At 41.3% G+C, this 21,228-nt stretch carries 22 protein-coding genes; 10 read left to right on the forward strand and 12 right to left on the reverse strand.

Annotated elements, in window-relative coordinates; translation table 11 throughout:
- Positions 1 to 216 precede the first annotated feature (216 nt).
- Complete coding sequence (locus tag F9K23_18430) at positions 217 to 2,718, reverse strand: ribonucleoside-diphosphate reductase subunit alpha (protein ID KAB2912824.1); 2,502 nt, start codon at positions 2,716 to 2,718, stop codon at positions 217 to 219.
- 58 nt (positions 2,719 to 2,776) lie between these two features.
- Entirely contained in the window at positions 2,777 to 3,766 is a 990-nt protein-coding gene (locus F9K23_18435; GenBank protein ID KAB2912825.1) for a ribonucleoside-diphosphate reductase, read from the reverse strand.
- A gap of 756 nt (positions 3,767 to 4,522) precedes the next feature.
- On the opposite strand from F9K23_18435, the gene F9K23_18440 reads away from it, so the two are divergent.
- The 3 genes from F9K23_18440 (at position 4,523) to F9K23_18450 (ending at position 6,343) form a co-directional block, all read left to right on the forward strand.
- Positions 4,523 to 4,963, forward strand: coding sequence for a hypothetical protein (locus tag F9K23_18440; GenBank protein ID KAB2912798.1), 441 nt, complete (start codon positions 4,523 to 4,525; stop codon positions 4,961 to 4,963).
- A 5-nt stretch (positions 4,964 to 4,968) separates the two neighbouring features.
- On the forward strand, positions 4,969 to 5,400 hold the full coding sequence (locus tag F9K23_18445) for a DUF456 domain-containing protein (GenBank protein ID KAB2912799.1): 432 nt from the start codon (positions 4,969 to 4,971) through the stop codon (positions 5,398 to 5,400).
- 100 nt (positions 5,401 to 5,500) lie between these two features.
- Positions 5,501 to 6,343, forward strand: coding sequence for a DMT family transporter (locus F9K23_18450; GenBank protein KAB2912800.1), 843 nt, complete (start codon positions 5,501 to 5,503; stop codon positions 6,341 to 6,343).
- Between the two features lie 6 nt (positions 6,344 to 6,349).
- On the opposite strand, the gene F9K23_18455 is transcribed toward F9K23_18450, so the two are convergent.
- Genes F9K23_18455 through F9K23_18475 form a run of 5 tightly spaced genes read right to left on the reverse strand, consistent with a single transcriptional unit; the run spans position 6,350 to position 10,144 of the window.
- Entirely contained in the window at positions 6,350 to 7,246 is an 897-nt protein-coding gene (locus F9K23_18455; GenBank protein KAB2912801.1) for a hypothetical protein, read from the reverse strand.
- Positions 7,243 to 7,875 carry a hypothetical protein gene (locus tag F9K23_18460; protein ID KAB2912802.1) on the reverse strand — a complete coding sequence of 211 codons (633 nt, stop codon included), beginning with the start codon at positions 7,873 to 7,875 and terminating at the stop codon, positions 7,243 to 7,245. Before F9K23_18460 ends, F9K23_18455 begins: the two co-directional genes overlap by 4 nt.
- 6 nt (positions 7,876 to 7,881) lie before the next feature.
- Entirely contained in the window at positions 7,882 to 8,916 is a 1,035-nt protein-coding gene (locus F9K23_18465; protein KAB2912803.1) for a hypothetical protein, read from the reverse strand.
- Between the two features lie 6 nt (positions 8,917 to 8,922).
- Positions 8,923 to 9,627 (reverse strand): NRDE family protein, encoded by a 705-nt coding sequence (locus tag F9K23_18470; protein KAB2912804.1) that lies wholly within the window; start codon positions 9,625 to 9,627, stop codon positions 8,923 to 8,925.
- Positions 9,590 to 10,144: a hypothetical protein gene (locus F9K23_18475; GenBank protein KAB2912805.1), complete on the reverse strand. Its 555-nt coding sequence runs from the start codon at positions 10,142 to 10,144 to the stop codon at positions 9,590 to 9,592. Before F9K23_18475 ends, F9K23_18470 begins: the two co-directional genes overlap by 38 nt.
- Before the next feature lie 211 nt (positions 10,145 to 10,355).
- On the opposite strand from F9K23_18475, the gene F9K23_18480 reads away from it, so the two are divergent.
- Entirely contained in the window at positions 10,356 to 10,805 is a 450-nt protein-coding gene (locus tag F9K23_18480) for a MarR family transcriptional regulator (GenBank protein KAB2912806.1), read from the forward strand.
- Between the two features lies 1 nt (position 10,806).
- On the opposite strand, the gene F9K23_18485 is transcribed toward F9K23_18480, so the two are convergent.
- Both F9K23_18485 and F9K23_18490 read right to left on the reverse strand, forming a co-directional pair.
- A complete protein-coding gene (locus F9K23_18485) occupies positions 10,807 to 11,343 on the reverse strand; it encodes a hypothetical protein (protein ID KAB2912807.1) in 537 nt (178 codons plus the stop codon).
- Entirely contained in the window at positions 11,343 to 11,939 is a 597-nt protein-coding gene (locus F9K23_18490; protein KAB2912808.1) for a hypothetical protein, read from the reverse strand. Before F9K23_18490 ends, F9K23_18485 begins: the two co-directional genes overlap by 1 nt.
- A gap of 366 nt (positions 11,940 to 12,305) precedes the next feature.
- On the opposite strand from F9K23_18490, the gene F9K23_18495 reads away from it, so the two are divergent.
- The gene (locus F9K23_18495; GenBank protein ID KAB2912809.1) at positions 12,306 to 12,962 is read left to right on the forward strand and encodes a TetR/AcrR family transcriptional regulator; all 657 of its coding nucleotides are present in this window, start codon (positions 12,306 to 12,308) and stop codon (positions 12,960 to 12,962) included.
- Between the two features lie 6 nt (positions 12,963 to 12,968).
- Here the strand turns inward: F9K23_18495 and F9K23_18500 are convergent, their stop codons facing one another.
- Positions 12,969 to 13,313, reverse strand: a complete 345-nt coding sequence (locus tag F9K23_18500) for a helix-turn-helix transcriptional regulator (protein ID KAB2912810.1) — start codon at positions 13,311 to 13,313, stop codon at positions 12,969 to 12,971.
- Positions 13,314 to 13,767: 454 nt separating this feature from the next.
- The gene (locus F9K23_18505) at positions 13,768 to 14,253 is read right to left on the reverse strand and encodes a hypothetical protein (protein KAB2912811.1); all 486 of its coding nucleotides are present in this window, start codon (positions 14,251 to 14,253) and stop codon (positions 13,768 to 13,770) included.
- A gap of 242 nt (positions 14,254 to 14,495) precedes the next feature.
- Between F9K23_18505 and F9K23_18510 the strand changes: the two genes are divergently transcribed.
- From F9K23_18510 to F9K23_18520, 3 genes are read left to right on the forward strand one after another with little or no spacing between them, the layout of a single operon-like run.
- Positions 14,496 to 16,361: a type IIA DNA topoisomerase subunit B gene (locus F9K23_18510; GenBank protein ID KAB2912812.1), complete on the forward strand. Its 1,866-nt coding sequence runs from the start codon at positions 14,496 to 14,498 to the stop codon at positions 16,359 to 16,361.
- Positions 16,362 to 16,390: 29 nt separating this feature from the next.
- Entirely contained in the window at positions 16,391 to 16,777 is a 387-nt protein-coding gene (locus F9K23_18515) for a hypothetical protein (protein KAB2912813.1), read from the forward strand.
- Positions 16,774 to 19,452: a DNA gyrase/topoisomerase IV subunit A gene (locus F9K23_18520; GenBank protein ID KAB2912814.1), complete on the forward strand. Its 2,679-nt coding sequence runs from the start codon at positions 16,774 to 16,776 to the stop codon at positions 19,450 to 19,452. The genes F9K23_18515 and F9K23_18520 overlap by 4 nt, the downstream gene beginning before the upstream one ends.
- 10 nt (positions 19,453 to 19,462) lie before the next feature.
- Here F9K23_18520 and F9K23_18525 read toward each other — a convergent pair whose 3' ends face one another.
- Complete coding sequence (locus F9K23_18525) at positions 19,463 to 20,044, reverse strand: DinB family protein (protein ID KAB2912815.1); 582 nt, start codon at positions 20,042 to 20,044, stop codon at positions 19,463 to 19,465.
- Here F9K23_18525 and F9K23_18530 point away from each other — a divergent pair.
- Together F9K23_18530 and F9K23_18535 are read left to right on the forward strand one after the other, a co-directional pair.
- Positions 20,043 to 20,417 (forward strand): MerR family DNA-binding protein, encoded by a 375-nt coding sequence (locus F9K23_18530; GenBank protein ID KAB2912816.1) that lies wholly within the window; start codon positions 20,043 to 20,045, stop codon positions 20,415 to 20,417. The two genes, F9K23_18525 and F9K23_18530, sit on opposite strands and share 2 nt — an antisense overlap.
- A gap of 83 nt (positions 20,418 to 20,500) precedes the next feature.
- Positions 20,501 to 21,202: a T9SS type A sorting domain-containing protein gene (locus tag F9K23_18535; GenBank protein ID KAB2912817.1), complete on the forward strand. Its 702-nt coding sequence runs from the start codon at positions 20,501 to 20,503 to the stop codon at positions 21,200 to 21,202.
- Positions 21,203 to 21,228 lie beyond the last annotated feature (26 nt).

Consider the following 21,228-nt stretch of genomic DNA (forward strand, 5'->3'; position numbering starts at 1 on the left):
GTTAGGGGTGGTTTGTATAAAACCTGCAAGCGTATATACTTCAAAATTTGACCTTTGGGTGGGCTTGGGTACGTTTTATTGAAGTATTTGCGATTTGGAAAATTACCTACAAACAAAAACTCCCGACAAACTTTGTTCATCGGGAGCGGAGATTTATATCAGACAATTTGAAACAATGTACTTGGTGTGAGATCCCGAATCAAGTTCGGGATGACATTAACTACCGCACATTTCGCAACCTTCGGGGTTATCCAGCGAGCAGGCAATAATGGCCATCGCTTCGTAATCGGTTTCTTGCGAGCTGTGCATTTTTTCTATTTCCGCCTTGTCTATTTTAGCACTTGGGGTAGTAGTGGTGGTTGTAGTTACTGTAGCAGTGGCAGTTACGGTCACTTTTTCTTTTTCAAGGTCAAAAGCGGCGTTTTCAGCGGTGGTAACGTCCATCACTTGTGGGTTTTCTTTCACCACGGTAAACTTAATAGCATCGGTAGCAGCTTTGGTACGTAGGTAGTACATACCGGTTTTCAAGCCTTTTTCCCATGCATAAAAGTGCATACTGGTTAGTTTACCAAAGTTGGGATTTTCCATAAACAGGTTCAGCGATTGCGATTGGTCGATAAAGGCACCACGGTCGGCAGCCATATCAATAATCACTTTTTGCTTAATCTCCCAAACGGTTTTGTAAATCTCTTTAACGTCTTGTGGAATCTCATCAATGTTTTGGATAGAACCATTGCTCATGATGATTTTTTGCTTCATGCTGTCGTTCCACAATCCCAAATCCACAAGGTCGTGCATCAGGTGTTTGTTCACAATCACAAACTCGCCCGATAGTACACGGCGGGTGTAAATATTGCTGGTGTAAGGCTCAAAGCACTCGTTGTTACCCAATATTTGTGCGGTACTTGCAGTAGGCATAGGAGCTAAAAGCAAGCTGTTGCGCACACCGTATTGTTTAATTTCTTCGCGCAATACATCCCAATTCCAGCGGCTGCATGGGGTTACGCCCCACATATCAAACTGGAAGATACCTTGCGAGATAGGTGAACCTGCGTACGACTCGTAGTGACCTTCGGCTTTTGCCAAGTCTTTTGAAGCTACTAACGCAGCGTGGTAAATGGTTTCAAAAATCTCAGCATTTAGTTTAGCTGCTTCGGGAGAATCGAAGGGCATACGCAACATAATAAAGGTATCGGCCAAGCCTTGCACACCCAACCCGATGGGGCGGTGGCGCATATTGCTGTTGCGGGCTTCTTCAACGGGGTAGTAGTTACCGTCGATGATGCGGTTTAGGTTGATGGTTACTTCGTAAGTAGCATCAAACAAAGCATCGTGGTCAAACTTACCGTTGATGATGTATTTAGGCAACGCCATTGATGCAAGGTTACATACAGCAACCTCATCAGGGGCGGTGTATTCGATAATTTCGGTGCACAGGTTGCTGCTTTTAATAGTACCCAAGTTCTTTTGGTTGCTTTTGCTGTTGGCAGCATCTTTATACAACATATAAGGGGTACCGGTCTCAATCTGTGATTCAAGTATTTTGTTCCACAGTTCGCGTGCTTTAATGGTTTTGCGAGCGCGGCCTGCTTCTTCGTAGGTGTGGTAAAGGTCTTCAAACACTTCGCCGTAGCAATCTGCCAAACCTTTGGCTTCGTTAGGGCAGAATAAGCTCCACTCGCCGTCTTCTTTCACACGTTTCATGAACAAATCGGGTATCCATAAAGCGTAGAATAGGTCGCGGGCGCGTAATTCTTCTTTACCGTGGTTTTTCTTCAAATCCAAAAAGTCGAAGATATCAGCGTGCCAAGGCTCTAAATAGATAGCGAATGAACCTTTGCGCTTGCCGCCGCCTTGGTCAACGTAGCGGGCAGTATCGTTAAACACGCGCAGCATGGGCACAATACCGTTGCTGGCACCGTTGGTACCGCGTATGTATGAGCCTGTAGCGCGTATGTTGTGTATGCTAAGACCTATGCCGCCTGCGGTTTGTGATATTTTAGCGCATTGGCGCAGGGTATCAAAAATACCTTCAATGCTATCGTCTTTGGTGGTTAGCAAAAAGCAGCTGCTCATTTGCGGGTTGGGCGTACCTGCGTTGAAAAGGGTAGGTGTAGCGTGGGTAAACCAACCTTCGCTAAGGCGATTGTAGGTTTTTATCACGTTTTCAATATCGCCTTTGTGTATACCTATGGCCACACGCATATACATGTGTTGAGGGCGTTCGGCTACTTTACCGTCAAGCTTCAGCAAGTAGCTGCGCTCAAGGGTTTTAAACCCAAAATAGTCAAAGTTATAATCGCGGTCGTATATAATAGTACTGTCAAGCAATTCAGCATTGTCAACAATTACCTCGTATACATCATCAGCAATAAGGGGAGCCTTTTCGCCTGTTTTTGGGTTCACGTAGTTAAACAACCTGTCCATAATCACACTAAAATGCTTATCAGTGTTTTTGTGCAGGTTACTTACTGCAATACGGCTGGCAAGTATCGCATAGTCAGGGTGAACAGGGGTCATACTTGCAGCGGTTTCAGCGGCAAGGTTATCCAACTCGGTAGTGGTTACACCGTCATATACTCCTTCAATTACTTTCTTCGATATTTTTATAGGGTCAACAAAATTAGTATCAAGGCTATACGACAGCTTGTTGATACGGGCGGTAATTTTGTCAAACATAACGCTCTCGCGTTTTCCGTCTCTTTTAATTACATACATCATAGTAAGGTCCTCCGGTAAGGGTTGTATTTATTGGCAAATATTTTCGGGTTGTATTTTAAAAATCGTCGTCCATGCGGAACAAATCTGTGTTTCCTGCAATGGTATTACTGTTGGCTACGGCAGCTTTTTGGTATTCGCCCACTCGTTTTTCAAAGAAATTGGTTTTGCCTTGCAGCGAAATCATTTCCATAAAATCAAACGGGTTACTTGCGTTGTAGATACGTTGGCATCCTAACTCAACCAACAAACGGTCGGCCACAAACTCAATGTATTGGTTCATCAAGTCGGCATTCATTCCTATAAGCCTTACGGGCAAAGCATCGGTAACAAACTCTTTTTCAATTTCAACAGCATTGCTGATAATCTCTACAATGCGTTGCTGTGGTAGTTTGTTTACAATGTGTGCATTGTATAGGTGGCAAGCAAAATCACAGTGCATGCCTTCATCACGGCTTATTAATTCGTTACTAAAGCTAAGACCCGGCATCAAACCGCGTTTCTTTAACCAGAATATTGAGCAGAAGCTTCCTGAGAAGAAAATGCCTTCAACGGCAGCAAATGCTATCAAACGCTCTGTAAAGCTGGCGTTACTAATCCAACGCAGTGCCCAATCGGCTTTTTTCTTCACGCAATCAAGCGTATCAATAGCGTGGAAAAGGCCGTCTTTTTCTACAGGGTCTTTTATATAGGTGTCTATCAACAACGAGTATGTTTCGCTGTGGATATTCTCCATCATAATCTGGAAGCCGTAAAAGAATTTAGCTTCAGGGTATTGTACTTCGGATACAAAGTTTTCGGCCAGGTTCTCGTTCACTATCCCATCGCTGGCCGCAAAAAAGGCCAATACGTGCTTAATAAAGTGACGCTCGTTGTCGTTTAGTTTATCTTTCCAATCAGTAAGGTCTTGCTGCAAGTCTATCTCTTCTGCTGTCCAAAAACTTGCTTCTGCTTTTTTGTAGTAAGCCCAAATATCGTTGTGCTTAATAGGGAAAATAACAAAGCGGTCTTTGTTCTCTTTTAATATGGGTTCTTCGTTCACGTTCATAATAGTTGCTCCGGGTACGGCTGCGCTTTGGGTCACTACTTCTGGTTTCTCGTCCATGGCTTAGCTGTGTTAATGGTTGTCCTCTACTTCCTAAAAGGCTAACTAGTTGTTCATAATCAATCAGGTACCGATAAAAATTGCCCTGCCGTTTCCAACAGGACATGGTGGCCTAATTGCCTATACAAATCTTCGTTTATTATGTAGTTTTACCAACCTCGAGATTTTCACATTTCCACAAAAACAGAGTGTATAACTAATTATCAACACGACGGCCTTAGATGCAGTGGTAGTAAAGGGCTTCTAAGGGAGTTTATCTACACGTAATGTTTGCTTAATATTTTTCTAATGTGGTATATGTGTAGTAATAAAACGGTAAACCTACCGTATTTATTGAGTTTGCGAGGCAATATATGACTGCGTGGTATTAAATACACCCGTTTACCCCTTATTTTTATAGACAATTGGCTGTAGCCCTCTGTTTAAAAGACATTCAGTAAAGCAAGGGGTTAACCAATGGTTATTAGCCTGCATAGCAAGGGGTTAAGAATTAGTGACTGGGTGGTTTTTTACTAAAAAGTTAAAGGTTTTAGAGAAAAAGTAATGTGGATAGAGTTTTTGTGATGAGGTAGCCGATTTTGAAAAAAAGAAGGTTTTGTTGATTGAGGTTACAGTTTTACCGTTTCGTTCACATTTTGTAAAAAGTGTTTCAAGGTAAATTAGTAGGTTTGCCAAACAATTAAACTAAACACAACCACTATGTACGAGTTTTTGAGAGGTACGCACTCTGTTCTTCGCTATGTTATTCTGCTGGGCGGCATTGGTGCTGTAGCAACCATATTAATGAATGCTAAAAGCAAGGTACGCTTATTTTCAACCATTTTTATGGTTTCGTGCCACATACAGTTTGTTATCGGGTTTGTACTATACTTTTTTGTAACCGATTGGTTTAATCTTTTAAAAGAGAATGCAGGCGAGGTAATGAAAAACAGTGCATACCGCTTTTATGCAGTAGAACACTGGATAATGATGCTGATTGCCATTGTGTTGATAACCATCGGACACGGTAAGGCAAAAAGGGCATTGGTAAACAATACCCCGTTACGTCCAACTCTTATACTTTACATAGTAGCGTTAGTGGTGATTTTTGCGGCTATTCCATGGCCATTTAGAGAAGCACTAGGCCGCGGCTGGTTATAATAGGTATGGAAACCGTTGAGGTTTTATTATTGGTAGTATCGGGCCTGCTGATATTGGCAGGCATCACCGGCTCAGTATTGCCTGTGCTACCCGGTCCGCCAATAGCCTATGCAGGGCTGTTGATAACCCATTTGTTCACCCCCGTTTCGTTCTCAACTTTATCGTTGGTGATTTACGGCATCTTTACAGTGATAATTGTAGCCGTTGATTACTGGATACCTGCGTATTGGGTTAAGAAAACAGGAGGTACCAAATGGGGCAGCAACGGTAGTATTATAGGTATGCTGGTAGGAATATGGTTTTTTCCGCCATTGGGCATGCTTATCGGAACGTTTTTAGGAGCCGTGATAGGAGAGTTGATAGCGGGGCAGGATAACGATGCAGCACTTAAATCAGGCATTGCCACATTTTTGGCTTTTTGGCCGGCACTTTATTAAAAGTGGCATTTTGTTTGGTGATGTTGATACACTTTGTAATAGCACTTTTTTAACTCTTGCCCGATAGGGCCTACTCATTTTGAATCAAGGTATCAGATATATGCTCATAGCAACGTTTTGCTTTGCAATTATGAACGTTACTGTGAAAATGCTGCCCAACATCCCCATTTTTGAGATTATCTTCTTTCGTAGCGTTATTACGCTGGGCATGGCAATGCTAGCACTTAAACAAAAGGGCATTCCTATGTTTGGTACTAATAAAAAGCTGCTGCTGTTGCGGGGCTTGTTTGGCTCAGTAAGCCTGTTACTTTACTTTATTACTTTGCAAGAAGTGCCGCTGGCATCGGCAGTAACCATACAATACCTGTCGCCCATTTTTAGCACCTTAATAGCCATTTTTGTTCTGGGACAACCCATGAAGCCAATTAAGTGGCTGTTTTACGCAATTGCTTTTGCGGGGGTATTTGTGGTAAAAGGGTTTGATGACCGTATATCTGTATTGATGTTTTTGTGCGGTGTTGGTTCAGCTATACTTTCAGGGTTTTCATACAACACTATTGCCAAGCTGAAGAACGAAGACGACCCGCTGGTAGTAGTAATGTACTTTCCGTTAGTTACTTTACCCTTATCTATTATACCTACGGCTATGACGTGGGTGACACCTACATGGACTGAGTTGCTTTGGCTGGTAGCTATGGGTGTATCTACCCAATTAGGGCAATTGTTTATGACAAGGTCGTATCAGGTTGAAAACATAGGCAAAGTTGCTATCTTTCAATACATAGGATTGGTTTTCGCCTTAGTGTTCGGGTATTTCTTGTTTGATGAAACGTTTAACACCCAAAGCATATCTGGCATGGCATTGCTAGCCGGAGGTGTAATACTAAGCGCAGTTTACGGTACGTTGGAAACCAGAAAACTGAATGCCGTGGCGAAGGATTAAGCCGTTTTATTTAACAGCAATAAACTTCCACGATTCTATCAGTTCTTTAGGCCCTTCTTTCAGGTAGCGAAGGTAAATAGCTGTTTGGTGGGTACCTGTACCTGTGTTGTGCAAATACACGTAATAGTCTTGCAATTCAAAAATAGTAGCGTCGGTGTATAATTCAGGGTTGTCTACTTGTTGTTTTATCATTTGGCGTATTCCTGCCAATTCTTGTGCTCCGGTGGCCTCATCAGGCAAGGTAAATAACTTCACTTCTATAGCGTTGCCATCGTCTTTGGTTTCTAAAGTAGTAGTTGCAGGCAAAAACTCAGTGTTGTAGGGATTCTTTATCTCATCGGCGTAGTCAAAACTGCTTTTGCGCTTAAGTTGGCTGCCGTATAGCATAAAAAAGAACTCAATGTCCTCAGTAAAATACCTTTCAAGTTCCTCTTTTGTATCAAGTTTCTTTTTCCAATAGTCTACCTCGGCCACATCTTCACCTTTTGAATACTTTTTGGTTTGGTCGGCAGCCTCCATGCACTTGGTTTTCAAAAACTCCCAATTTTTAAGTCCTACATACTTGCCTGTACTATCCAATTGCAGTACAATAGGGTGTGCACGCTTCACATCGCTAACAATCAATGCAATACCTTGCAACGGGTATTGCGGCGCAATGCTTTTAGAGTAGTTATATTTTAACTCAATTTCAGATCCTTTTTTACTGGTAGTTAACACTTTAAGTGTGGCAACAACCGTATCTCTATCTTGCTTGTAAGTTGAATCTTTTGGGGTGTATTTATTCTTAAAGAAGTAATAGCTATACACATCATTCGCCTTCCAATTGGGTAAAAAATGATGGGTTTGGGCATTGCCTGCCAATGTGCAAACTGCAAGAGAGAAAAATATGGCTAATCGCTTCATATAAGGGTTTTAATAAGTTTTACGGCATCTACAAGAGCCAGCAACAAAAATAACCCGCCGATTATTTTATTAAAACTTTTCCCTGCTTTTTTCAAAATCCACTCTTTGTATCGGCCGGCAACCAAAATAAATGATAGCTGTAATAAAAAAGCTCCCGCGGCACTCCCTATTATAAATGCGCCTTTTTCAACCCAAGTAATGTCTATCAACAGATTTTTGGTTTTTAAAAAGGCAATTATCAGCAGCCAAAAGGTAATAAGTTGTGGGTTGAGCGAGGCCAACACAAAACCTTCCCAAAAGCCTTTGCGGTGTGAAGGAGGAGTATCGCTGATTTCGGCAGGCGTATGTTTTTTTCTTAAATTGGTGATTGCCAAAAACAAAAAAACAGGCAAGGTGATAAAGTGCATCCATGCTTGCTCAAACTGTTCAGGACTGATTAATTCGGTAATAAAAAAGGCAAGGGCGGTATAAAACAGTTCAGGTACACAACCCCCGAAGCCTACGCGAAGAGCGTATGCTTTGTTAAACTGTACAGTACATTGTATCACCCGTAGGTTTACGGGGCCTAATTGCACAGAAGCGAGGTAGCTTATTACCGTTGCGAGAAGAAAGTATAAAAGGGCTTGCACAACTTATTAGCGTCGATTCTTAAAAAAATGCCCGTACAATGTAGTTAAAAATTCTTTTTTGCTTGAATAGGGTACACCAAACTGCCTGTGGTTCATAATGGCAATGGTACAAATTGTATACATGTTACGGTAGATATCGCGGTAGGCTTTCCATAAATTCATGGCTTGCATATCGTATATATGGCCGGGTTCGCTGGTGGTACCGTTCACTTCCATCACTTTTATACCTTGCCCTTTTTGTAACGCCTCATCGCTCGGGGCTTTAATGTCGAAGCGGCCAAAATAAAATCCGGGCATCGCGTCGGCTATTTTTTTAAATCCCGCAATCAATTCATTGGTTACTAAGTGATTGCCGTATATAAACGCAGTGCCTTTACAGTGATTTCCAATGGGTTCTATCAATCTTTTTTCACCGGCAGGCAGCACTTCGTTCAGGTTGACGGTTGGTTTTTGCGCCAATGAAGGTAGCTGAAATCTTGCTCTATCGTTTTTCTCCAACAAGTCAATCAGGGTGCTTTTTCCATCACCCGTAGCTGTTAAAAAACCTTTTTTAACAATGGAGGTAATACCGCATTTGCTGCCATCGGGGAGCTTGTAAAACATTACACCATACTCTTCAGGGTGTGTAATGAATTCTTGCACGATAACATCCCCTGTATATCGTTCTAGTTGTTTGATTAGTTGCTCCTCGTTTTCAACTTTTGCCACGTCATTGCCCCGTTCGCCTACGTTGGGTTTTACAATCAGCGGATAAGCGAATTGTTGTTCCGCAATAAGTATTGCGGCGTTATTAAGCAGGGAGTGTTCTATCAATAAAGTTTGCGGTAAGTATTGCTTGGGTATGCTCTTTATAATGTCAAACTTCTTTTCGCCGAAAAATCCCCCCAGCGGAATACCCGGGTTAGCCGCTGTGAAATACAATAACGCCCTTGCTCTTATGGCCAGTATGGGCCAAAACAGTATGGTAGGCGGCAAAAAAAAGAACCACACCGGCCAATACTCGTAACGGGTCCATTTTATCCACCAAAGCGGTTTTTGCATACAGTTTTACAGAATTACAGTGTGGCGTTTGTTTTCTATCAAGTCTTCGTAGCAAAATGTGCTTACGTTGTGGCGTTTTTCAAAACTGCTTATGCTTACCGTTTGCACACGGTTGCTGCGATTCATTACCAAGTCGGTTTCTATGTTTCCGGTACCGCCAAAATGATGGAAACGCAATATGTTATCAACGGTAAACTCGTTTCCCTCGTTTTTCCACTGCTCAAACCAAACTTCTCTGCGTTTTCGGGTTTCCGAATCGTATAATGTTGCTGACGACCATATATGGCTATCCTCAAAGTCTTTTTCAATCAATTCGGGCATTTTCTCGTTCCACCTAAATTGATGTAGTGTTTTTAAATCAGGGTTGATAATTACCAACGTAAAAGGTTCAATACCTTCAAAATTGTACCTGTATGCGTACTCAGCAGGGTTTGAGTATCCAAAAAAGTCAAGCATTACCAATCCACGGCTTTTTCTGTAGGGCGGATTATGGTGGTGCTTATGGGCAGCACCGTTTAGTAATACAAGAGTATAAGTTTTAGAAGCGGCAAACCAAGTACCTCCGGCCTCTGTATCTTTTGGAAAATAAACCTCAGTTCCAAAAATGTTGTAAGGCGCAGGGGGTATTGTATTGCGCGTTTTTCGCTCGTCGCGGTTAGAAGTGATTATAAAATCACCTTGGCCCAGGGGCAGAAACGTTACTGTGCACATGGTTTTGTTGCTGGTAGCGCAGGGTAGAAGCCGCTACGCCAAATCCTTCCTCCAATTCAATTTCTTTAAAGTAGTGTTTCACTACCATTTGTAATATAGCCATGTGGTGCACGGCATGCTCAATATTATATGCCAGTTCACGACCAAAGCTGGTAGCTACAGAAATGTCCTCTGTACCTGTTTCCGAAAAATCGGCGTGGTAGTGCAGTTGCTTGTCAGATACCTTTTCAGCATCAAGGTGCAGCAGTATTTCTTCAATAATAGCATTGGCTATTACAGGACTGTTTTCTATATCTGTATTGCGCAAACGTTTGTCATAATTCACAACCTCAGCGTTTTTTATCAAACATTGATAAAACTCAATAATGTGCCTGTAGTGCTTGCCTATGGTATTGCCTCCTAACAAATCAAGCGGCTGTGTGTATTGCGAGGTAGAAAGGGACATGGCTAAACGGTGTAATTGCTCTAATACACCGTGACTTGCAGATAAAAGTGTTTGTAGGGCGTTGTTTTGCATATAGAATTACAGTAGTAATATACGGCTTAATAGTGCCGTTTAGTTTTATAGTTGTTGGTTTTGTGTTACGCTTTATACGTCAAATTTTCACCCAAAAATCCCACATTTTCACTTTCAGGGATAAATGTACAATAAAAATCACTTTTTGTGTGTTTTTTTGCAGTTTAGCAACGGAATAGTTTTGGCTACTAATTAAATACCTGTCGAACAAATGAAAATAGAGCAGGAAATAAGGCAAAAGAAATTTAGGAATGACTGGCAAAAGGCTGTAATTAACCTCATCTTCACTAGCAGCTGGCTGCAACTGAAGATGAAGGATTTTATGAAAGGTTATGGCATTACCCCACAACAGTACAATGTATTGAAGATATTGAAAGGGCAACACCCCAATCCGGTATCTACCAATTTGGTACGCGACCGTATGCTTGATAAAATGAGCGATGTGAGCCGTATTGTGGCGCGACTGCAAGAAAAAGGATTGGTAGATGTATGCAGAGCTTGCCACGATAAACGCCTTGTGGATATTGTAATAAGCGAAAAAGGGCTGGCCTTGGTAGCCGAGATTGATAGCCGCGACGATGAAATGGACGGCTTTTTAAAGAAGATAAACAAGGAAGAAGCTGCCGAACTGAGCCGTTTGCTTGATAAAATGAGGGGGTAACTCACTTATCTTTTACCAACACCGCTTTTTGATACCCTGTTATTGCGTAAACAATAACGGGGGGCACATCATTTTCGGGTTGGTTGCCCGTTTCGTGCGGAGTGTTTACCGGACCGCTCGTTACTTCAAACACAATACTGTCGCCTTCTAATTTGTATGTAATAAGCAATAAACTTTCGCCCACTGCAAAACGGGTTGCCAAAACATTGCCCACCATTCTGGCATCAATCAAAATTCCGTTTTTCTCATCTATCGTGTATTTCCCTCTGGCAGAATCAGTAACAATCAATTCGTAATTACGTTGGTCGGGTGTTTTTCCCGGCGGCAAGTAACTAATTATCCAAATCCATTGGTTAGTGCTGTCTGTAGCCTTAATGGTTAAACTCATGGGTATTTTGCCCACGTTTTTCACCCCTGCGGTATACATATACAAGTCGCCCTTCCAAATTCCTGCATACCCCGCGGGGAAACTTTTTTGGGCACGGCTAACTGTGTAGCCGGCCAGTAAGCAAAACAATAGCAGTGTAATACGTTTCATTACACAAAGTTAGAAATCAGCAGCAACGATATATTATACAAGCAAAAAATCACCTGTATCATTAGCACCTTTTTTTCGCCTGTGGTAAGTACGCTGCTGTAGGTATCATTTAATAATATGTGTGCAATAAGCCCCGTAGTAAAGTAGTGGGCAAAGCCGGTAACTGAAACGGCCTCCATTGCTTGCTCGCTGGTTTGTACGGTTTGGGTTACGGCCTGCAAGAGTAGAAGAATCACCAATCCAATAAACACCATGCTCGAGTTTTCAAGCGATTCACGGATTCTATAAAGGCGGATTGCAAGTATAGCTGCAAACACTGTGATAGAAATTCTGCCTAATAACAAGGCTGCTTCGGCTTTACTCACCTCAGCCATTAAATTAAAATACAAACCGGCTGCTCCGCCGGCCAACCCCAATAGTATCAGCGAATGATAATTGCGCAGGGTTGCAATATGGAAAATGAACAATAGCGCCCAAGAAATAAAGAAAGCATACGCCAAATAATGGGTGTGTTGCCAATTTGATATCGCCCCAATAGTAAGCGTTGTAACGAATGTAATAGGAAGGGCGGTTAAGATTGTTTCAATACGTTTCATACAGTAAGCGGCAAAATAAATAAAAGCTACGTGATAAACCGACTGTATAAAAACCAAAAGTCCCATCGCGTCGGACGGGACTTATTGGCTCAAACCTACCTTATCGCTTTTTACCAACCTGACTCACAACGGATTAAAACCGTTCAAGTCACGTGCAATGGGTGTTATCCCAACTCCGACCGCACTTTAGCATACGGAAAAAACTATTTACATAGACCCACTTTACCTGCAAAAAGTTGGATGGCTCATGAAAAAAAAGTCAAAAAAAATTGATTGTAGATAAAATGTTAACTCTGACTAATTGGTCATTAGTACTTTCGTGTTAGCTGTAATAGCTATGTACATTACACACAAAACGAATACTGTATGCCGAAACCTACATTTATAAACTTAACAAAGGCTAAACGCGAACATTTTTTGGCCGTAGCCCTTGAAGAGTTTGCTATGAATGATTATGACCATGCGTCCATAACACACATTGTAAAGGTGTTGGGGATTGCCAAAGGCAGTGTGTATCAGTATTTTGAAAACAAAAAAGACTTGTATGGCTACTTGCTTGAGCAAGCTACCCAACGCAGGCTTGAATATGTAAAAAACCTATTGCGTACACCGCCCCAAAACATTTACGATTTGTTTGCCTCGTTGTTTGTGCAAACCATACAGTTTGATATTGAAAATCCATTGTACAGCCGTTTATTGGCAAATGCGAACAACGAGAAGTTTAGTAAAGACTTGGGGAATGCCATGATAGAACAACGCAAAAAGTCAATGGATTTTATGCGGGGCTTATTAGAAAGGGAAGTACTGATGGGTGGAATACGGTTTGATTTGAATATAGACTTAGCCGGTTACTTGTTGGCGCAGATAAATACAAACATTCTCGACTTTTTGGTGATACAAAACAAGATAGAAGGCGATACACTTCTAAACCCCAAAAAGTTGAAGAAAGCAATTACAGATGCCGATATACAAAGTACCGCTCGCCAAATAGCCGATTTTATGCGTATTGGTATTAAGGCGTAACCACCACTAAGGCAGTTTTTGTTTCACCTCAGTAATTAACTCAGTTACTAATTTTAAGTCGAGCATTGCATTTTGCAGCCTGCTTTCAGCCAGTTGAAGCGTGTTTTTTAAGGCGGTAGTATCTGCAACCACCTCTTTTTCCATTTCACCATTCCCCATAAGCAACCATTCAGCCCTGATAGTGGGATAGGCTTGCAGTATTTTTTGTAACAGTTCAACCCCCGGCTTATTTCTTCCTGTACCTATATGGGTAAGTACACCTTGTGAAATATCCAACTCAGCAGCAAAAGCAGTTTTACTAGCAGCCATTTTAGAAACCACTTCCATAAACCGAACATTCAATGCATCCATACCTGCAATTTTACATCTGTAAAGTTGATTTTACAAGTGTAAAATCACGACTTTACAGATGTTGTGGATCGTTTAATTTAAGTCTCGCTTTAGAGGGTATTTTATTTGTATTATTACTTTAGGTATTGAACATAAAGTGTTGATTTTTATATTTTTAATATTAAACTATAAACAAAAATTGTCTTCAAGGAAAAGCATTGTCAAAATGGCAGAGAAACAGATGGATTTTGCTTTACAATGCTGTTGTTTTAGAAATATAAACCCCTTAAAAAATCGTTTTTAGAGGCAGGTTTGAGGGGGAAAGGTGTATTGAGGTGTTTTGGGTAAGAAAGTTTGTGAGCGCGGCTTAAATCAATTTTGAATGTTTCAAAACGAACGCTTCGAACCTTAAAAACAAAAAAAGCGGGCAATGAACTAAATCATTGCCCACTTTAGTTGCTTTGAACCTTTCGGCTTATATCTTTCTATAGGTGATTGTAATATTGGGTATTCCTTGTAGCTGCCTCACAAACTCATCAAATACTACTCTGGCTGCTGTAGATGAATTTGTAAACATAACCTGCCCGCTTTCATCCGGTGCATTGAAGGCATCTTTAAAATACGAACCTGAAAGAAGAATTTTATTGGCTCCAGCCTCCTTAATAAAAACCACATTCAGCGTCATGGTTATGGCATTGTAAGGCCCGGGGTAATTAGGGTGAAACTTGGGTTTAACATTTATAAAACCATTAACTCTATCAATAGTCTCAAAGGTGAATCCATTCATTTTTAAGTTGTTGATTAACTTATCAAACATCAACGTGTCATCAGAGGTTACCATAATTTGATTAGCACCGCTAAAAGCGATGTTGTTGGTAGTGCCCACAGGGTGAACCGTAATGCACGACGATACTACTCCAACAGCAAAAAGTGTCAGAATTAATAGTTTAGGTGTTTTCATGATGCAATTATGTGAACTTTGTATCAATTCTTCATAAAGGGGCAGTTGCCTTTGGTCGAAAAGTCAAGACAAACGCCGTTATCCACATCCTTTGCAAAACTTCTTAGTAAGTACAGGGCTTTTAGCTATATTTTTACCAATCGATTTTGTTTAAATTCTAAACAATAACCGGTGTGTAAAGTATCAGTAATTGCCATTCTTGGGCAGCTGATAACTTAGTAACCATTAACGAATAGCAAGCAATGGCTGAACCAAATAATTCACAATATACCGAAAACGAGATACGCTCACTGGATTGGCGTGAACACATCCGTCTTCGTCCCGGTATGTATATCGGTAAACTGGGCGATGGTGCATCTCCTGACGATGGTATCTATATTCTTATCAAAGAAATTATCGACAACTCAATCGATGAGTTTGTAATGGGTAATGGTAAGAAGATTGAAATTAAAGTAAGCGACCATAAAGTGGTTGTGCGCGATTACGGTCGTGGAATTCCTCTTGGGAAAGTGGTTGATTGTGTTTCTAAGATAAACACGGGAGGTAAATACGATAGTAAGGCCTTTCAAAAATCAGTAGGATTGAACGGGGTGGGTACCAAGGCTGTGAATGCACTGTCTTCGTTCTTCCGAGTACAGTCAATACGCGATGGACGCACTAAAATAGCTGAATTTGAACGCGGAGTATTGGTTAACGATGCCCCCGAAGAGGCCACCAACGAGCGCAACGGTACAATAATGACTTTTGTGCCCGACGATACCATCTTCCGTAATTACCATTACCGACCTGAGTTTCTTGAAGAACAGATTTGGAACTATGCCTACCTGAATGCAGGGCTGAGTATCCATTTTAACGACACCATTTATATGTCGAAAAACGGTTTGTTGGATTTGCTGCAACGCAAAACCAACGCCGAGGCGATACGCTATCCCATCATTCACCTGAAAGGAGAAGATATTGAGATAGCCATGACCCACGAAAACCAGTACGGTGAAGAGTATTACAGCTTTGTAAACGGGCAGCATACCACCCAAGGCGGTACGCATTTGCAAGCGTTTAGAGAAGCGGTGGTTAAAACCGTTCGTGATTTTTATAAGAAAGACTTTGATGTGGCTGATATACGCGCATCAATTATAGCTGCTATTAGCGTGCGTGTGCAGGAGCCGGTATTTGAAAGCCAGACAAAAACCAAGTTAGGCTCGCAAGTGATGTACGAAAACGGCCCGAGTTTGAAGAGTTTTATCGGCGATTTTGTATCCAACGAGTTGAATAACTTTTTGCACAAAAACCCTGAAACCTCTGATGCACTGCTGAAACGTATCCAGCAATCGGAACGCGAACGCAAGGATATGGCTGGAATTAAGAAGCTGGCCAACGAGCGGGCAAAAAAGGCCAACCTGCACAACAAAAAGCTAAGGGATTGCCGCCTGCACTTAGACGAATCGAAAAGCGAGAAGAAGTACGATACAACGATTTTCATTACCGAGGGTGACTCGGCCAGCGGTTCTATTACCAAATCGCGCGATGTGGAAACACAAGCCGTTTTCAGTCTTCGCGGAAAGCCCCTAAACTGCTTTGGCTTAACTAAAAAAGTGGTGTATGAGAACGAAGAGTTTAACCTGTTGCAACACGCATTAAACATTGAAGAAGGTATTGAAAACCTGCGCTACAACCGTGTGGTAATTGCTACCGATGCCGATGTGGACGGTATGCACATCAGGTTGCTGATACTTACCTTCTTTTTGCAGTTTTTTCCTGATTTGGTGAAGAATGGCCACGTGTACATATTGGATACTCCGTTATTCCGTGTCCGCAACAAGCAAAAAACCATGTACTGTTACAGCGAAGACGAAAAACAAAAAGCCATACAAAAGCTGGGCGGCAAACCTGAGATTACCCGTTTTAAGGGATTGGGTGAGATTTCGCCAGAGGAATTCGGGTTGTTTATCGGTCAGGATATGAAATTGGATCCGATTATCCTGAAACCAGATATGTCCATCCGCAAACTGTTGGAATATTACATGGGTAAAAACACCATGGAACGCCAGCAGTTTATCATCAGCAACCTTAAAATAGAAAAGGATGCTGTGTATGAAGATGTTGCCTGAGTGTAGTTAAATAGTGATTAAAGTAACCAATGAACGATAAAGTAATCATAACACCACTTACGTTGTACGCGCAGCACGAACGAGGTAAAACCATGCTGTTTGATAACCAACGTACGGGTGAGTTTATTTTGGGTTACAGGGTTAAAGACAGTATTAGCGGAAGACACTACCATACCGGAGCTGCCGGATATAAGAATCCCGAGGTGCTGATACTTATTTCAGGAAGTATTCAATTAAAAACCATTGATTTAGATACTAAAAATGAACAGGTAGTCATGATTGAAGAGCCAAGCTGTATTGAGATTTTCGCGATGGTTTGGCACGAAGTACTGGCACTTACCGATTGTGTATTTTTAGAGATGAATAGTATAGCCGATTGTGAGGCGGATACCCACAAACTGGAACAAACAGTATGAGCGACGAACACATAAACAACGACGAGTTACCCGAAAACGAAGAGAAAACACCCGTTGAAGGCGAAACCTTGCAAGAGGCTTTGCCCGTGAGCGGGATGTATGAAAACTGGTTTTTGGAGTACGCATCGTATGTAATTTTGGAGAGGGCAGTGCCCCACGTGAATGATGGATTAAAGCCCGTACAAAGGCGTATTCTGCACGCCATGTATGAAATGGACGATGGCAGGTACAATAAGGTAGCCAACATCATCGGGCAAACCATGCAGTACCACCCGCACGGTGATGCTTCCATAGGTGATGCGTTAGTGGGTTTGGGTCAAAAAGACCTGCTGATAGACACCCAAGGTAACTGGGGTGATGTACGCACCGGTGATGATGCGGCGGCTCCCCGTTATATCGAAGCAAGGCTTTCAAAATTAGCGCAAGAGGTTGTTTATAACCCAAAAACTACCGAATGGCAGTTGAGTTATGATGGCCGTAAGCGCGAGCCGATAACATTGCCCGTTAAATTCCCCTTACTGCTGGCACAAGGCGTTGAAGGTATTGCAGTAGGTTTGGCCACTAAAATTATGCCTCACAACTTCTGCGAGTTGCTGCAAGCATCAATAAACCTGCTTAAAAACAAGCCTTTTGAGCTGTATCCTGACTTCCAAACAGGCGGAATGATAGACGTTAGTAACTATCAAAAAGGGGAGAGGGGTGGCAAAATTCGTGTTAGAGCAAAGATCGAAGAGATAGATAATAAAATATTAGCTATTAAGAATATACCTTTCTCTACTACAACTAATAGTTTAATTGAAAGTATCATTAAAGCTAACGATAGCGGAAAGGTTAAAATTAAGAAAGTTGTAGATAACACTGCCAAGGATGTAGAGATAGTAATTCATTTAGCGCCGGGTGTTTCACCGGGCATAGCTATTGACGGCTTGTATGCCTTTACCGATTGTGAGGTGTCAATTTCGCCCAATGCTTGTGTAATTGTAAACGATAAGCCGGTTTTCCTTTCGGTAGATGAGATTCTGCGTCTGTGTACCGAGAATACCAAACAACTGCTGAAAAGCGAGTTGGATATACGAATGGGTGAGTTGGAAGACAACTGGCATTATTCATCACTCGAAAAAATATTTATTGAGAATCGTATTTACCGTGATATAGAAGAAGAAGAAACGTGGGAAGGGGTGCTTACAGCCATCGATAAGGGGCTTAATCCATATAAAAAACTGCTGCGCCGTGAGGTAACTCAAGACGACATCATCAAGTTGACCGAAATACGTATCAAACGCATTTCTAAGTTCGACTCGTTTAAAGCCGATGAACACATCAGGGGCTTAGAGGACGAAATGAAAGAAGTGCAGCATAACTTGGACAACTTGGTTGATTATGCGATTAAATACTACGAGAACTTGCTGAAGAAATTCGGTAAGGGTCGTGAACGTCAAACAGAAATACGCACTTTTGATACCATACAGGCCAACCTTGTGGCTGTTAACAACCAAAAGCTGTACGTAAACCGTGAAGAAGGCTTTGTGGGGTATGGATTGAAGAAGGATGAATACGTAAGCGACTGTTCAGATATCGACGACATTATCGTGTTCCGAAGCGATGGTAAAATGCTGGTTACAAAAATTACCGAAAAGTCGTTCGTGGGTAAAGATATTATCCATGTGGGTGTTTTTCGTAAAACTGATGACCGTATGGTTTACAACATGATATATGCCGATGGTAAAACCGGAACTTCAAGAGTAAAGCGTTTTAATGTAGGCGGTATCACCCGTGATAAAGAGTATGATTTGACCACCGGTAAGAAGGACTCAAAAGTGCTTTACTTTAGTGCCAACCCTAACGGTGAAGCTGAAATTGTGAGTGTACAATTAAGTACTTTCTCAAAAGCTAAAAAACTGGCCTTTGATTTTGATTTCAGCACGCTTGCTGTAAAAGGTCGAGGCTCACAGGGTAATATACTAAGCCGTCACTTGGTTAAAAATGTTAAGTTTAAACAAGCCGGAGTTTCAACCCTTGGTGCCCAAAAAATATGGTACGATATAAGTATAGGCCGTTTGAATACTGACGAGCGGGGCGTATACATTGGAAGCTTTGACGGTGAAGACAAGATACTGGTAATATTCAAAAACGGCGACTACGAGCTTACTAACTTTGAGCTTACCAACCATTACGAAGCGGCCGATGTGGTCTTTATCCGCAAATACAACCCCACAAAGGCAGTTACGGTAGTGTATTTCGACCACGAAGGCACTAACTACTATATCAAACGGTTTATGATAGAAACACTAACCGTTGATAAGAAATTCCGCTGTATTGCTGACGGTGATAAAAACTATATTGTAGCAGCAACAGACAATGCCGAACCTGAATTGCAAGTAACTTACGGTAAAAAGAAAGAAGCTACCGAAGAGACTTTGCAGTTAGCAGAGTATGATGTGAAAGGTTGGAAAGCGGTGGGTACCAAACTAAATGGTAAAGACGTTACCGCAATGCAGTTGATTGAAAAGGCTGTAGAAGAGGAAGAAATTGAAACCGAAGATGACGACGATGGGGAAGATAACGGAACACTAACAGCGCCAACTGACGACCCGGTATTGGATGAAATGTTGAAAAACCGCCCAAAACCACCTGCCGACGGCACGATAAAAATAGAACAAAGCAGTTTGTTCTAACCAATAAGAGTTATCTCTTTTTCAGAAATGCATCAATCCGCTTTTTTTGCCTTAAATGGTGGCGGATATGCATTTCTGCACTTTGGTACCATTGTGCAGCAGTAAACCAACCACCTGCCCAATGCTCTATTCTAAGGTGTTTATCAGTATTCTTAACAACCGCTTGGTATTGTTCCATTTTATTGATGCTTGCCTGCAATTCTGCAACAGCTTCACTAATCGTAATAGTTTCAGGACTGTATATATGTTTAACGCTTTCGGGTACCTTTTTAATCCGTAACTTAATAGGGGGAAAAGACCCCATTAGACTAAACAAAGCAGGGCCAAAAGCAAGTTTTTGCCTTTTACCGTTGCCTTCTCTACAGCTATCAATATTATCAAGACACTTTTCGGTTACCAAAACAATGTGTCGATACATTTCAGACATACTCCATTGTCCCTCAGCGGGTGCAAGTGAAAATTCAGCTTCAGTGTAGTTTGCCGCTTGGTTGATTAATTGTTCGGCGGTGCTTTTATAGCTTTCAAAATACCTGTTCATATCCATCGTACAATTCAATATTTTTACAAGTATAAACCATGGAGTATAGTCCATGGTCAAGCAAAATTTTATACTTTTTATGCTTATAGGCGAGTTGTCAAAGAAATCTGGAGTATCAAGGGATACGATACGGTATTATGAAAAAATGGGACTGTTAAGAGTATCAGCTAATCGGCGGGATAACAATTATAAAGAATACGCAGATAACGCTCCTGATGTATTAAAAATGATTGCTATTGGGAAAAACTTGGGCTTTAAACTTATCGAGACTAAAGAATTTCTGGAGTTTTGGGAACAAAACGACACTGATAATGAACGTTTGACCGAAATGGTGCTAAAAAAAATTGAAGAAATTGATACAAAGATTAAGGCATTGACTGTGTTTAAGCAAAACCTTGAAAATGCATTGATAAAGTGCGAACCATAGGAGAGTTAAACAAAATTTTGTATCTATGGTTACAACCTTCAACATCATTTTTTCGATTGTAAGGTTATAAACTAACCAATACAATGAAAAAAATTTTTACTCTATCAGTAGGGTTTTGCCTTGCTATTTCAGCTTTTGCTCAAAAAGATGTTGAAATAAAGCTGCTTTCACCAAAAACAGGTGATGAAATTTATGTAATGGAAACAATTCAGTTAACCTACAGCATTAAAAATGTGGGTGTTGATGCGCTTACAGCTGCCGATTCAGTGTTTGTAAACATGAAGATGAGCGGTGACTATGTATTTGGGGGCTTTAGTCATAGGCATGTGCCGCACAATACAATGGCGGTGGGAGACAGTGTGTTTTATACCTTTAGCTTTGCGTTTACCGAAAAAGAGATTGATGATTTCCCGTTTTGCTTTGAATTAGAAACAAGCAGCAATGGGCAACCGTTTGATTCACAAGCGAGCAATAATGAGAGTTGTGCAATGATAAACGTTGATGAACGTTCAGCTGCAAGCGTAGATGAAAACGTACAAAACAACGGGTTAAAAATATACCCAAATCCGGCCACATCTTCTATTATAATTGAAAACCTAAAAGGCAATACTGCACAAAAAGCTATTATTACTGATATGCTTGGAGCAGTTAAAATGGAAGTTGATTTAACCGGTGCAACTCAACAACTGGCCATTGACGGGCTTAGCAACGGAGTTTATTTTTGCAGGCTAACTGATGACTTAAACAATACCGTTAGTACGATCAAATTCAGCGTAACTAAATAGTTATAGCAGTCTATAAACAAAAAAAC

It is taken from the genome of Bacteroidota bacterium, assembly GCA_008933805.1.
Taxonomy (GTDB): Bacteria; Bacteroidota; Bacteroidia; order UBA8524; family UBA8524; genus SB11.